The following is a 13,995-nucleotide window of genomic DNA, read 5'->3' as shown; positions in this document are numbered from 1 at the left end:
CCGCACCCATCCCTTGCGCGTGCCACGTCGAGCCGCTGCGAGGCGTGCCCGCACGGTGCGGGCAAAGTCGACCGGATGCGGCTGCCGCACAAGGGGCAACCCTCGCGGAAGGGGCAGAAAGGGCTCCAGCAACACCTGCACAACGCCCGAGCGGATTCCTTCCGTTCTCATCGTCAATTCGCTTCGAGAACATGTCGATTACACCGTTGAATTTCCCCTCTCCCGGTCTTGCTGGGCCTGTGCCGCTGCACTACCTTCAGGAGCGTGGGAGCGCTTCCACGGTGAGTGTGCAGGGAGCCAGCCGAGCGCGGAAATACCTTCCGGGGCGTTCCTTTCCCCCGGGCGTCTGCGCTCCGGGTCTCCAGCCGGAAGCGCCCCCGCCCAGTTCTGCCTGCGCGCACCCCTCACGAGCTCCACCGTCGGCGCATCCATGACAGGAGGCAGATCCGCCACCATGTCCACCCCACTTCCCGTCCTCGGTCGTATCCGCACACGGCTCCGCGGTCTCACAGCCGTCGGTGCCGTCGCCCTGCTGGCCCTCGGCGCCGGTCTGCTGCGGCCGTCGGCCTCCGAGGCCGCCGGCCAGGGCTGCGACGTCAGCTACACCGCGTACCCCTCGACCGGTGCCTTCACCGCGCAGATCCACGTCACCAATCTCGGTCCTGCTGCGGGAAGTTGGCAGCTCACCTGGACCTACACGGGAGACGAGCAGGTCACCGCGGCCTGGAACGCCACCGTCACTCAGTCCGGCAGGGACGTCACCGCGACCAACGCGGCCTGGAACGGCGACCTGCCCACCGGCGGGTCGGTGGACTTCGGACTGCAGGGCACCGGGACAGCGGCGGCGCCGCCGGCCCACTTCGCGCTCAACGGCGCCTCCTGCAACGACCCCGGCCAGCCGGATCCGAGCGCCTCGCCCAGCCCCTCCGGCACGCCCGGCGGCTCACCGTCCCCCTCCCCGAGCCCGACGAACCCGACCGCTTCCCCGAGCCCGTCGGAGCCGACCGGCTCGCCGACCCCCACCGGCTGTGGGACCGCGGTCGTCTGCTCGGGATTCGAGGACCAGTCCGGCCCCGAGCCGAGCGGCAGCTGGCAGGTCGTCACCCCCGACTGCCAGGGCAGCGGTCGGGCCGTCATCGACACCTCGGTGGCGCACACAGGTACGCGCTCGCTGCGCATCGACGGGCACGCCGGTTACTGCAACCACGTCTTCGCCGCCACCACCCGGGACGTCTCCGGCATCCGGCCGGTGCTGTACGCGCGGCTCTGGATGCGGCACACCACCGCACTGCCCGCCTCGCACGTCGCGGCGATCACCCTGGCGGACGCCGCCGACGGCGGGAAGGACCTGCGCCTGGGCGGCCAGAACGGCGCCCTGCAGTGGAACCGGCAGTCCGACGACGCGACCCTCCCGGTGCAGAGCCCGGCCGGGGTGGCGCAGTCCCGGCCGCTGCCCACCGGGCAGTGGGTGTGCCTGCGCTTCCGCATCGACACCACGCAGCAGTCCTCCGACACCTACCTCGGCGACACCGAGGTGCCCGGCCTGCACCTGGACGGCGTCCCGACGCAGGACGTCGACAGCCAGTGGCTCAGCCGCACCACCCCGCCGCGCCCGACCACCCTCCGCCTGGGCTGGGAGAGCTACGGCGGCGGCGACGACACGCTGTGGTTCGACGATGTCGCCGTCGGTCCCGACCCCATCGGTTGCTGAACCGGGAAGGGGATGTCCGGTCCGGCGCGGCGCACCGCGGCGGCTGTGCCGCGCCGGCGTGCTACGCCGGGGCGGAGGCGTCGTTGGCGCAGCGGAAGCCCAGGTTGCCGGAGGAGGACTCCGGGGTGTTGGCGGATCGGGCGGCGACGCGGTAGCGGTTGCAGTAGGAGTTGTGGCACAGGTAGGAGCCCCCGCGCATGACTCGTGACGTCCCTTGCGCCGGGCCGCGGGGATCCTCCACCGAGGAGTGCGCGTAGTAGGTGGGCGAGAACCAGTCGGCGCACCACTCCCACACGTTGCCGGAGGTGTTCCACAGGCCGTAGCCGTTGGGTCGGTAGGACTTCACCGGTGCCGTGGCCAGGTAGCCGTCCTCGGCCGTGTTGGTGTGGGGGAACTCGCCCTGCCAGATGTTGCAGCGCCAGCGGCCGCCGGGAGTCAGCTCGTCCCCCCAGGGGTAGCGCCGGCCGGCCGGGCCGCCGCGGGCCGCGTACTCCCACTCCGCCTCGGTGGGCAGGCGCTTGCCCGCCCACCGGGCGTAGGCGGTCGCGTCGTTCCAGGAGACCTGGACGACGGGGTGGTTCTGACGTTCGGCGATGCTCGAGCGGGCACCCTCGGGTCGGCGCCAGTGGGCTCCGCGCACGTTGATCCACCAGGGTGCCCCCGCGGCCCTGCCGAGCAGGTCGGCCGAGGGGGCGTCGACGGCGAGGTGGAAGACCGCCGAGGAGCCGTGGCGCTCGGCATCGGTGACATGGCCGGTGGCCTTGACGAACGTGGCGAACCGGGCGTTGGTGACCGCGGTCTCGTCGATGTGGAAGGGGGCCAGCCGTACCTCGTGCACGGGGGTCTCGCCGTCCTCGGGGTATCCCTCGTCGAACGCGTCCCCCATCGAGAACTCGCCGCCCGGCAGCCGGACCTGGCCGCGGGTCGATTGCTGCCGGGTGTCCGGACCGGGCCCGGGAGCCGGTGCCGGTGGGGCCGGCATCGCCGGCTCGGCGGGGGAGTCGGTCGCCGGTGGGCAGCAGGGGCGGTGGGGGTGTGTCATGCGGGGGCGTCCTCGCGTCGCGGGCCGGCGGTGACCCCGCCTGCGGGCCCGCTCGGCTGTGCGCTCGGGGCTCCGCGGCCGGGTGCCGCGCCCGGTGTCATGTGGGGGTGTGTACCCGCCGGCTTCCGCTCCGCCGCCGGCGACCGGCGTCGAGCGGGCGGGCCTTGCAAGTCTACGGTCCGGGGCGGCCCCGCTCCGGTAGCGTCGCGGGGACCGCCGAGGGCGGCCGCCCGGATGGCCGAGGCTCGCCCGCCCGGACGGCCGACATGCTCCCCCGGACGGCCGACATGCTCCCCCGGACGGTCGACCGATACCCGGCCGGCTGGAGGACTGTTGCCCGGCCGTTGCCCGGCCGGCGGGAGGACCGTTGCCCGGTCGGCAGACCGGCGCCAGGTCAGCCGGCGGGTGCCGGCGGGTCCGCCGTGAAGTTCTCCCCGGCCGTTCCGCGGCCGGCGATCGCGTCCAGGGTCGCGGCCACCGTGCCGCGCAGGGTGCGGGCGTCGACTCCGGCCCGCGAGCGCAGGTTCACCCCGTGGGTGAGCAGAGCGAGGGCCTCCGCCACGGCACCCGGGTCGACGCCCGGATCCAGTTGGTCCAGGCGGACCGCCGTGGTGAGCGCCGCGTGGAAGGAGTCCCGCAGTTCGACGTACTGGCGGTCGAGGAGGGCGCGGACCTCCGGGTCGCTGCTCTCGGTGCCCGCGTGGGCGTTGGAGACCATGCAGCCCCAGCGGGCGTACTCCCCGTGGCAGGTCGCCTCGATCAGCTCGGTGAAGAAGTCGAGCACCGCGGGAAGTCCGCGCCCGTCCTCGGCGACGCGCCGGAACCTCGGCCGGGAAAGCCGGTCGGCGTAGCGCTGCAGCGCCGCGCGGTACAGCTCCTGCTTGCCGCCGAACGTGGCGTAGAGGCTGGACCTGTTGAGCCCGGTGGCCGTGACCACGTCCTGGATTCCGGTCGCGACCATCCCGTTGCGCCAGAAGAGGCGCACCACCGTGTCCAGCGTCGCCTCCGTGTCGAAGTGCTTGATGTTCGGCACGTCTCACCTCGCGATCCTGGACTGAGGATTCCAGGATATCTTCGGCGGCCCTGGTGCGGGCGCCCTGCCGCCTGTATCTTGAAACGATCGTTCCAGGAGTCGTTCCCGGAGCCGTTCCATGAGGCGACCCGCTCCGACGCTCCGGGTGCCGGCCGGCCCGACGCTCCGTGTCCGCCCAGGCATCCGGTTGCTCGGGCGTCCGGGCGGCCGGTTGCCCGTCGTCCGGTTGTCAGGTTGTTCAGGTTGTCCGGTTGTCCGGTTGTCCTGCGGCGAGTTGCTGTACCCGGAATCCACAGGAGGCACCCCGATCATGGAGATCCTGCGCACGCCCGACGCGCGCTTCGACGACCTGCCCGACTACCCCTTCGCTCCGGGCTACGCCGACGTGGCGGCGGGGGACGGCAGCGGCGACACGCTGCGAGTCCACTACGTGGACGAGGGCGCCGGCAGCTCCGGCGAGACGGTGCTGCTGATGCACGGTCAGCCGTCCTGGTCCTACCTCTACCGGCACATGATCCCGGCCCTGAGCCGGGCGGGGCATCGGTGCGTCGCTCCCGACCTGGTCGGTTTCGGCCGCTCCGACAAGCCGGCCGCCCGCTCCGACTACACCTACCAGCGCCACGTGGACTGGATGCGGGAGGCCCTGTTCGACCGTCTCGACCTGCGTGACATCACGCTCGTGTGCCAGGACTGGGGCGGGCTCATCGGGCTCCGCCTGGTGGCGGAGCACCCCGACCGGTTCTCCCGGGTCGTCGTGGCCAACACCTTCCTGCCCACCGGGGACGGCGAGCCGTCGGAGGCGTTCCTGAAGTGGCGCGAGTTCAGCCAGAAGACGCCCGAGCTGCATGTGGGATCCATCGTGAACTCCGGATGCCGGAGCGACCTGGCCCCCGAGGTGACGGCGGCCTACGACGCGCCGTTCCCGGACGACTCCTTCAAGGCGGGCGCTCGCCGCTTCCCGGTCCTGGTGCCGATCTCGCCCGACGATCCCGCCGCCGGACCGAACCGCAAGGCCTGGGAGGTCCTGCACGGCTTCGACAAGCCGCTCCTGTGCGCGTTCAGCGACCAGGACCCGATCACGTCGGGCCTGGACCGGATCTTCCGGGAGCAGGTCCCGGGGGCCCGCGGGCAGCGGCACACCACCATCGAGGACGGCGGGCACTTCCTGCAGGAGGACCGGGGGCCCGAGTTCGCCGAGGTGGTGAACCGCTTCATCGCCGACACTGCCCGTCCCGCGGTGCGGGGTTGACGAGGTTGACGGAGGGGGTTGCCGGGGGCCGGTGACGCGGCACGCATTCCGGACGCCGGTCCGGTCACCCTCCTCGGTGCTCGGTGCTCGGTGCTCGGTGCTCGGTGCTCGGTGCTCGGTGCTCGGTGCTCGGTGCTCCGTCCTGGACCTCGGTCCTTGACGCGGGGCGCGGAACCGGCTCGCGGTCACCGTGGGCCGGTCTGCCGGCCGGACCCCCGGATACACCGCGTCAAGTCCACACCAGATCCAGCCAATGAAGCGGCCAACCGCATCCTATGGAGTAGCAAAGAATTCGCTGCGGTACTGCCGGTCGGCGCGCTGCGGAACTATGTTCCTGGCACGCCCTGTCATGTCTCAGTCACTCGACATGCAGGCGTGAATGTCATGCTCATGACTACGCGGTCTCGCCGCCGCTACGCGTGTCACGGGCCTGCCCATCCAGTGCGAATCCCCACGTCAACCGGAGGCAGTACCCCATGCGTGAGCCCCACCCGAGCAGTCCGCGGCCCGGTCTGCGAAGACTCGCCGCCGTCGCCCTCCCCGCACTCGCGCTCACCGTCGCCGGCCTCGTCGCCGCACCGACGGCAGGGGCGGCCCCGGCCGCCGCCCCCGCACCCCACGCGGCCAAGACCGCGCAGAACGCCAAGGCACTGACCGCCCCCGCGCGGCAGGCGTACCACTCCACCGGCAAGGCCGGCCAGCGGGTCCCCACGACCCACCTGTGCGCCACCGCCGCGCCGGGGCATGCGTCCTGCTTCGCCCAGCGCCGCACCGACATCGAGCAGCGCCTGTCCGCCGCCCTCGCGGCCGCGCCCTCCGGACTCTCCCCGGCCAACCTGCACAGTGCCTACAACCTGCCCAGCACGGGCGGTTCCGGCCTGACGGTCGCCATCGTCGACGCCTACAACGACCCCAACGCCGAGTCGGACCTCGCCACCTACCGGTCCCAGTTCGGCCTGTCCTCCTGCACCAAGTCCAACGGCTGCTTCAAGCAGGTCAGTCAGACCGGCTCGACCACCAACCTGCCCTCCAACAACTCCGGTTGGGCCGGTGAGGAGGCGCTGGACATCGACATGGTCAGCGCCGTCTGCCCCAACTGCGACATCATCCTGGTCGAGGCCGACTCCGCGACCATGGCCGACCTCGGCGCCGCCGAGAACGAAGCGGTCGCGCTCGGCGCCGACGTGGTCTCCAACAGCTGGGGCGGCGGCGAGTCCTCCTCCCAGACCAGCGACGACTCCGCCTACTTCAACCACCCGGGCGTCGCGATCACCGTCTCCTCCGGTGACTCGGCCTACGGCGCCGAGTACCCGGCCACCTCGCAGTACGTGACGGCCGTCGGTGGCACCGCACTCACCACGTCCTCCAACTCGCGCGGCTGGAGCGAGTCGGTCTGGAAGACCAACTCCACCGAGGGCACCGGCTCCGGCTGCTCGGCCTACGACCCGAAGCCGAGCTGGCAGACCGACAGCGGCTGCTCGCGCCGCATGGAGGCCGACGTCTCCGCGGTCGCCGACCCGGCCACCGGCGTGGCGGTCTACGACACCTACGGCGGCTCCGGCTGGGCGGTCTACGGCGGCACCAGCGCCTCCGCCCCGATCATCGCCGGCGTCTACGCCCTCGCCGGTACCCCGGGCAGCGGCGACTACCCGGCGCAGTACCCGTACCAGCACACCGGCAACCTGTACGACGTCACCAGCGGCAACAACGGCTCCTGCTCGACCTCGTACTTCTGCACCGCGGGCACCGGATACGACGGCCCGACCGGCTGGGGCACCCCGAACGGCACCGCCGCCTTCACCGCGGGCACCTCCAGCGGCAACACGGTCAGCGTCACCAACCCGGGCAGCCAGTCCACCACCGCCGGCAGCTCGGTCAGCCTGCAGATCAACGCCACCGACAGCGCCGGCGCGAGCCTCGACTACAGCGCCTCCGGCCTGCCGACCGGGCTCTCCATCAACAGCTCCACCGGCCTGATCTCCGGCACGGCGTCCACTGCGGGCACCTACCAGGTCACGGTCACCGCGACCGACTCCACCGGCGCCTCCGGGTCCACGTCGTTCACCTGGACCGTCAGCTCCTCCGGCGGCTGTACCTCGTCCCAGCTGCTGTCCGACCCGGGCTTCGAGTCGGGCGGTTCCGGCTGGAGCGCCACCAGCGGTGTCATCACCACCTCCAGTGGTGAGCCCGCCCGCAGCGGCTCCTACAAGGCGTGGCTCGACGGGTACGGCAGCTCGCACACCGACACCCTGTCCCAGTCGGTGACCATCCCGGCCGGCTGCAGCGCCACCCTCACCTTCTACCTGCACATCGACTCCTCCGAGTACACCAGCAGCGCCGCGTACGACAAGCTGACGGTGACCGCGGGTTCGACCACCCTGGCGACGTACTCGAACCTCGACGAGGCCTCCGGGTACCACCTGAAGACCTTCGACCTGTCCTCGCTGGCGGGCCAGACGGTCACCCTGAAGTTCAAGGGTGTGGAGGACTACTCGCTCCAGACCAGCTTCGTCGTCGACGACACGGCCCTGACGATCGGCTGACCCCGCACCAGGCTCCCTCCGGGTGAGCACCGGTCCCGCACGCGGAAGCCGTCCGCGTGCGGGACCGCCGTCTGCCCGGACCCCATCCGCTGGACCCCCGGTCCCGGATCGGTCGGCGACCCCGAGACCCCCGGTGGTCCCGGATCAGCCGGCGGCCCGCTCGCCGTACGCGGGGCGCTCGGCCATCGCGTCGAGCAACCGCAGCGCCGCCCAACGCGGGCCCCGACCGCGTACCTCGGGCGTCCAGCGGGCGAGCGCCGAAGAGGTGTGCGCGGGCAGCGCGTCCAAAGCCGCCGGCAGCCGATCGGGCCTGAGCGCGTTCGGATCCAGCACGATTCCCAGTCCGGCCCGCTCGGCGTCCCGCGCCACACTGAACTGGTCGCTTGACATCGGCAGGACCAGCGCCGGCACACCCGCCGCCACGCACTCCGTGAACGAGTTGCTGCCGCCGTGGTGCACCATCGCGTCCACCTGCGGCAGCAACTGCCGCTGGGGCACCTCCGGCACGACCACGGCACGCTCGCCCTCGAGGTCCGCGAGCGCGTCGCGGCGGTTCCCGGCGGCCACCACGACGGCGGTGTCGTCGGTGCCGTCCAGCAGGCCGGTGGCCACGGTGCGCAGCACGTCGTCGCGGGCGGACAGGAACGTGCCCAGCGCGACCAGTACGACCCGCCGGGCACGGGCCCGCAGCCGTGCCAGCCGCCCCGCCCAGTCGGCGTCCGGTTCCCCCGCGGTGCCGGCCATGTGCCCGGCGAAGAGGTGCACGGGCCCGTCGGGCCGTCCGGGCAGCCACGGCAGTGCCGGATAGCCGTAGACCACGGCGTGCGGTGAGGTCAGCGCGAACGCCCTGCCGGGCTCCGGCGCACCGGGCGCCCGTTCCCGGGCGAAGGCGGAGAACAGGGCGTTGAACAGGAGATCGTTCTCCCGGGCCAGGTTCTCCAGCGCGGTGAGCCGCGCCGTGCCGGGGCGCAGCGCGTCCGGCCAGTCGTAGGGGACTCCGAAGAACGCCTCGGAACCGGAGAGCACGTACGTCGGGTGGCCCGGGCAGAAGGTGGCGTACGGCAGTCCCAGGCAGTGCAGGGCCAGCGTCACCGGGTAGCTGAGCTGGTCGACGACGTACCAGTCCGGGCGCAGACGTGCGTGCACCCCGCGCACGGCCGCGTGGACGCCGCTCGGATCGGCGAGCAGGTCCGCCTGCCGGTGGCGGGCCTGGGTGAGGAGCGTCCGAACGGCACCCCCGCGCGTCGCCGCCAGGAACTCCGCCAACCGGGCCGCCTCCCGCGCGCCCTGCTCCGTCGCCTCCGCCACGCCGGTGTTGGCGTTGGCGGTGACCCTGAGCGGGACGAAGGCGGCGCCGGCCCGCGCGGCCACCTCCTCGAACGCGGGAGCGCAGGCGAAATGCACCTCGATCCCTTCGGCGACGAGCGCCGCCGCCAGGTCCGCGAGCGGGACGGCGTGCGAGGAGAAGGGCGGGCTGACGACGACGACACGTGCCATGCCCCTCCCTTCTCCGGCACGCTGACCCCCGGATGCACGGTCCAGCGCCCCGATGGACCGCATCCCGCACGGCGCGCAGGCCGGAAGCATCGGTGCGGCGGACGCCCCGTCCCCAGGACCCGCCGGTCATGGCCCCCGCGGTGCATCCGGCCGGTACGCGGCGGGCGAAAACGTTGGCGACCACCCCCGAACGAGGGAGCCGATGTGTCTGTCGCCGTGTCCGCCGGAACCCCGTGGCCCCACGACCGCACCGTGCCGGCACCACACGGCGCGGCGGAGGATCCGCTGGTCGCCGCCCGCAAAGCCTTCTTCACCCGGTCCCCGGCCGGTATCCCCGGCGCGCCGGAACCGCCGGACACCGCGAGCGACGACCTCGCCCTCCTGCTCCGAGCCGAGTACGGGCCGCGCCCCCGGTGCACACCGCCCGCGCCCGCCACCGCGCCCGCCTCCGGCCTCGGCCGCGAGGACGCCGTGGTCGCCTCGCTCCGGCACGCCTGCCGACTCGCCGTCCCCCTCACCCCGGAGGCGCTGCTGGCCCATGCGGACGGCGGACCGAGGCTCGCCGCGGCACTCACCGAGATGTGGCCCGGCGCCGTCGCCGCGCACGGCCCGGAGTGGGCCCGCGAGGCGCTGCGCGGCGCGCTCGCCGGAGCCATGCTCCGCACGCCGTGCACGGTGCTCCTGCTGGACCTCGCCACGTCGTCCGGACTGCGGCCGCTCGACCCGCAGGAGGCGGCCCGCCTGGCCGAGCGGGCAGACCGCACCACCCGGCACGCCGTATGGCGCTACCTGCACGACCACCCGTTCGGTGATCCGCATCTCCCGCCGCCGGCCGCGGCGGCCGACCCGTACGAAGCCCTGCTGCTCGGCCCGCGAGCCCCCCTTTCCGTCGACCCCGGCCGGCCGGGCCTGCTGGTGGCGCAGAGCATGCTGCTCGGCTGTCTGGACACGCCCGGTCAGGGACAGAGCGGCGGGCTGTCCGTACTGCTCGGATCCCTGGGCGAGGCGCTCGCGGGCACCGACGGCGTGGCCGGCGTGATCACCGTGGTGGCCGCCGGGCACGAGGACCTGGCGGCCGACCCCCGACTGCTGCGTGAGCGCCGGCCGGGCCACTGGGTCCTCCGGCTGCCGGTGGACGCCGCCGTACCGCCTCCGCAGCAGCGGATGGCCGCGCACCGCCCGGCGCTCGCCTGGTGGGCGGCCCGGCTGCTGGGTGGCCTCGGCCGGCCGGTGGACGTCGTGCACGTCCGGTACGCCGACGAAGGCAGCCTCGCCCTGGCGGAGGCCGCCGACCGGCTCGGCACCCGCCTGGTCTTCACCGCCGCGCCGGACCCGCACCGGCGGCTCGCCGAGACGTACGGCGCGGCGGCCCCGGGCGACGCCGACCGCGGCGAACGGCTCCGCGACGACCTGCACCGGGTGTTCCTCGCCGACCGGCTCGTCGACCGCGCCGACACCGTGATCGGGATACCCGGCCCCGAAGGGCCCCGCGAACTGGTCCGGCACTTCCCGACGCTCGGCCCCCGCTACGGTCCCGCCGGGCCGCCGGCACCGTCCGAGGGCATCGCCCCCTACACCCCGGCGCACGACGAGGACCGCGCCCGCCGGGCACTGCTAGCGGAGCTGTTCGCGGGGGGCGACCGCCCGGAGACGCTCGCTCCCGCCGACCGGGACCTGACCCTGCTGCTCAGCGTGGGCCGTCTGCATCCGGTCAAGCAGCAGGAGCAGCTCGTGCACGCCTGGCTCGCCTCGGACCTGTGGCGCACGACCACCCTGGTGCTGGTCGGCGGCGCAGTCGCGCGTCCCAGCGCGGACGAGCAGCGCATACGTGCGAGGCTGCGCGGCCTGGTCGCGCAGCGCGGTTCGGCCGCCCGTCGCCTCGCCGTCGTGCCGGCCATGCCCAACGACCGGGTGCGGCGCCTGGAGCACGCCCTCGCCGACCCGGCACACCGGATCCGCAGCTGGTACCTGTGCCCGAGCGCCAAGGAGGAGTTCGGCATCGCGGTCCTGGAAGCCATGGAGGCCGGACTTCCCGCCGCGGGACCGCGCCGCGGCGGCGTCGCCCACTACCTGCGCGACGGCGTCAACGGCCTGCTCCTGGACACCTCCACCCCTGCCGCGCTGACCCGTTCCCTGCGACGACTCGCCGCGCTGCCCGAGCCGGAACGCGCCCGACTGGCGCGCGCCGGGCACGACACGGTGACCGGCCGCTTCTCGGTGACCGACATGGCCCGCTCCCTCGCGGACGTGTACGCGGAGACCGCCGACGGAGCGCTGACCGCCGCCTGCCTGTGACGGCCGGCCGACCCGACCGACTCCCGCCGGCTCCCGACCGCCGGCTCCCGACCGGCGGCTCCCGACCGGCGGCCCTCGACCGCCGGCCCCCGACCGGCGGTCGCCGTGGCAGCCGTGGCAGCCGGGAGCTGCCTGTCCGACGCGGCAGCCGGGAGTTGCCTGTCCGACGCGGCAGCCGGGGTCTGACCCTCCGAGACGACGTCCCTGTCCGAGACGTACGCCGGCCCGCCCTCGGGACGAGAGCGGGCCGACGCCGGAGTGTGCGATCACCTCACAGGGACAACAGCCGCAGCAGGAAGAATCCGGCGACCATCAGACAGCCGAGCGTGACGAGGGCCAGCCAGGCACCCGGGTGCTCCCAGACGCCGCCGTCCGGGCGCTCGCGGTGGGCTCCGGAGGTCGAGCCCTCCGCCGGGGGAGTCTCGCCGGGAGGAGGCAGCGGACGAGCCATGATCACACCTCCGTACCGGTGGAGGAGGCGGCGCCCGACGGCCCCCCGTCCTCGTAGTTCGCGAGGGCGAGGCCCAGTCCGAAGAACGTCGGGGCCCACTCGCCGACGAAGATGCCCCAGCGGTCCGCGCGCTCCAGGCTCTCGTTCCTGCTGGAGGTGAGCCAGGAGGCGAGGGAGAGACCGATCGACACGGAAGCGGCCAGATAGGCGTGCTCGCTGCGGACACCGGCCTCGTGCAACTTCTTGACGATCATGAAAACTCCTCGGGCGGTCGGGGGAGTCACGTCCGCATCGCGCCATGAATGCCGCAAATCAGGACGTACTGCACTGTCCTCTTCGCGGTGTCGGCGCCCTGCGGATGCGGCCTCGCTCCCTCGCGTTCCAGAGGGTGCGTCCGCCGTCGCCTCGCGCCGCTCTCCCCACCAGCCAGTGGGGTGCGGAACCGTCACCGGCTCGGCCGAGGTGCCCCGGCCTTGCAGGCCGCGAACCTTCCCGACCTTCAGGCGCCGGGAAGGCTCACGCAGCCCGAGCGGCGACGACGGTGCCTGCTCAGGGCCGGGAACGGCGTGTCCGTCACCGCGGACGGGAGCCCGGGATCCGGCCGTCCGAGTCGGTCATCTCCAGCCCCGGCGGGTGACGGCTGCCCAACCGGCCGCCGCCCCCGCCGCCAACCCTGCCGCGACCCGCCATCGCCGGCCGTAGCGGCGCGGGTCCGAGGCAAGCTGCGGCTCTTCCTGACCGTCGCTCTCGTCAGAGCCGGGACCCTTGCTCTCGCATCCGTCGTCCGATGCCGTGTCGTCGCTCGGCATGCTGAAGGCGGGAAGCTCTTCCCAGGCGACCCTCTCGCCCTCGCCCCGCGCACCGAGGAAGGCCTGGGCCGGCTCGGGGCGTACCGCGCTGTCGTCCTTCCTCCAGAACCCGCGCAGGGCCGGCAGGCAGCGCCGGTGTGCCTCGTCCAGTACCCCGGTGCGGGTCTCCGACGAGAAGGCGGTGCCGCGTTCGATCGTTCCGCTGATGACGGGGATGCGGCGCCCGTGCTCGTCGCGCCCGGGGGCGCCGAGCGCCGGATCGGCGAGCGAGTTGGCGAGGAGCACCCGGAACATGAGCACGAAGTCCCCGGCGCGGGTGCCGGTGACCACGCGGTAGCGGGCGTGGCCCGGTTCGGTCGGCTCCCCGCCGGCCAGATCCCAGAGCACGCCGGTCAGTCTCGCCTCGCAGAGGAAATCGGGGGCGACGACCACCCGGTAGGTGGCGGTCCGTCCGCGACTGATCACGAACGGCCAGAAGGGAGTCGGCTCGTGCGCGTCAACTGAGGTTCGTACCATCGTTCTGGGGACTCCTCTCGAAATCCACGAGCAGATCCACCAGTTTATGGGTGACGAACTGTGCGGCGGAGGCGTCGTCCTTCACGGCGTTCACGCTCCGCCTGCGGAAGCTCTTCTGCAGATGCCGTGCCCTGCGCAGCTCGTTCGGCGGCAGCTTGATCATGTCCGACGCGCTCTCGACGGTGGCCACCACGAACGCGGCCAGGGCCTGTGCGGGGACCTGGATCCCCCGGGAGGTGAGCAGGTCCGCGACAGGAGTGGCGAGGACATTGGTCAGGGCACGCATCGGGCCCTGGTGCTCAGCGTTCCGTCGCGCCCGGTCAGCGGCTCGCCTCTCCCGCTTCTCCCGCTTCTCCTCCTCCCTCGTCGCCGACACGGCCCTCGCGAGCAGGTCGGGCAGCACAGCCGCGAAGCCCACGTCCACGTTGAGCGGGCGGGGACGGGCGTTCGCCCGCTTGTGCATGGCGCCGTCCGCGCCGAGGAAGGCGAAGTTGCTGCCGACGGAGCTGATCGGGATCAGCCGGATCCGGCCCGGGGGCACGGGCATGCCCGCCGTCTTCCAGTCCCGGCGCCCGGTGGCCAGGACGTCGAAGTCCGGATGCTCGAGGAGCCGGTCACGTACCTGCTTGAGCGAGTAATGCCCTGCCAGCAGATCCCACTTGGTGATGGCGAAGTGGATCGGGCCGCTGCAGCTCTGGAGCAGGCCGAACACCCGGGCCATGTCCTGGTCGAGGAAGTCACCGTTGCCCCGCATGGTCTCCAGCACCTTCCGGCCGTCCAGCAGGCCGAGCAAGGCGTCGGCGTGACGCATCGTCTCGTCCAGTCGCTGCTGCTCGGGACTCCCCTCCT

11 protein-coding genes are annotated in these 13,995 nt (G+C 73.1%); 4 read left to right on the top strand and 7 right to left on the bottom strand.

The features are described from left to right. Positions 1 to 454: 454 nt before the first annotated feature. The gene (locus tag ACL02U_RS22885; RefSeq protein ID WP_412792770.1) at positions 455 to 1,711 is read left to right on the top strand and encodes a cellulose binding domain-containing protein; all 1,257 of its coding nucleotides are present in this window, start codon (positions 455 to 457) and stop codon (positions 1,709 to 1,711) included. 61 nt (positions 1,712 to 1,772) lie between these two features. On the opposite strand, the gene ACL02U_RS22880 is transcribed toward ACL02U_RS22885, so the two are convergent. Continuing rightward, positions 1,773 to 2,753 (bottom strand): formylglycine-generating enzyme family protein, encoded by a 981-nt coding sequence (locus ACL02U_RS22880; RefSeq protein ID WP_412792769.1) that lies wholly within the window; start codon positions 2,751 to 2,753, stop codon positions 1,773 to 1,775. 394 nt (positions 2,754 to 3,147) lie between these two features. Next, on the bottom strand, positions 3,148 to 3,786 hold the full coding sequence (locus ACL02U_RS22875; protein WP_412792768.1) for a TetR/AcrR family transcriptional regulator: 639 nt from the start codon (positions 3,784 to 3,786) through the stop codon (positions 3,148 to 3,150). Between the two features lie 310 nt (positions 3,787 to 4,096). On the opposite strand from ACL02U_RS22875, the gene ACL02U_RS22870 reads away from it, so the two are divergent. Both ACL02U_RS22870 and ACL02U_RS22865 read left to right on the top strand, forming a co-directional pair. After that, complete coding sequence (locus ACL02U_RS22870; protein ID WP_412792767.1) at positions 4,097 to 5,035, top strand: haloalkane dehalogenase; 939 nt, start codon at positions 4,097 to 4,099, stop codon at positions 5,033 to 5,035. Positions 5,036 to 5,511: 476 nt separating this feature from the next. Continuing rightward, the gene (locus ACL02U_RS22865; RefSeq protein WP_412792766.1) at positions 5,512 to 7,578 is read left to right on the top strand and encodes a putative Ig domain-containing protein; all 2,067 of its coding nucleotides are present in this window, start codon (positions 5,512 to 5,514) and stop codon (positions 7,576 to 7,578) included. A 144-nt stretch (positions 7,579 to 7,722) separates the two neighbouring features. Here the strand turns inward: ACL02U_RS22865 and ACL02U_RS22860 are convergent, their stop codons facing one another. Further along, positions 7,723 to 9,075: a glycosyltransferase gene (locus ACL02U_RS22860; RefSeq protein ID WP_412792765.1), complete on the bottom strand. Its 1,353-nt coding sequence runs from the start codon at positions 9,073 to 9,075 to the stop codon at positions 7,723 to 7,725. 204 nt (positions 9,076 to 9,279) lie between these two features. Here ACL02U_RS22860 and ACL02U_RS22855 point away from each other — a divergent pair, with 204 nt between their 5' ends. Then, on the top strand, positions 9,280 to 11,370 hold the full coding sequence (locus ACL02U_RS22855; RefSeq protein ID WP_412792764.1) for a glycosyltransferase family 4 protein: 2,091 nt from the start codon (positions 9,280 to 9,282) through the stop codon (positions 11,368 to 11,370). Positions 11,371 to 11,641: 271 nt separating this feature from the next. On the opposite strand, the gene ACL02U_RS22850 is transcribed toward ACL02U_RS22855, so the two are convergent. The 4 genes from ACL02U_RS22850 to ACL02U_RS22835 all read right to left on the bottom strand — a co-directional run bounded on the left by ACL02U_RS22850 (position 11,642) and on the right by ACL02U_RS22835 (position 13,957). Next, a complete protein-coding gene (locus tag ACL02U_RS22850) occupies positions 11,642 to 11,821 on the bottom strand; it encodes a DUF6480 family protein (RefSeq protein ID WP_412792763.1) in 180 nt (59 codons plus the stop codon). 2 nt (positions 11,822 to 11,823) lie between these two features. After that, positions 11,824 to 12,075, bottom strand: coding sequence for a hypothetical protein (locus ACL02U_RS22845; protein WP_412792762.1), 252 nt, complete (start codon positions 12,073 to 12,075; stop codon positions 11,824 to 11,826). Between the two features lie 360 nt (positions 12,076 to 12,435). Then, complete coding sequence (locus ACL02U_RS22840; RefSeq protein WP_412792761.1) at positions 12,436 to 13,146, bottom strand: hypothetical protein; 711 nt, start codon at positions 13,144 to 13,146, stop codon at positions 12,436 to 12,438. After that, a complete protein-coding gene (locus tag ACL02U_RS22835; protein WP_412792760.1) occupies positions 13,127 to 13,957 on the bottom strand; it encodes a hypothetical protein in 831 nt (276 codons plus the stop codon). The genes ACL02U_RS22840 and ACL02U_RS22835 overlap by 20 nt, the downstream gene beginning before the upstream one ends. Between the last annotated feature and the right edge of the window lie 38 nt (positions 13,958 to 13,995).

It is taken from the genome of Streptomyces sp. MS06 (assembly GCF_047200655.1).
Classification (GTDB): domain Bacteria; phylum Actinomycetota; class Actinomycetes; order Streptomycetales; family Streptomycetaceae; genus Streptomyces.
This window is presented reverse-complemented; position numbering and strand designations above follow the sequence as displayed.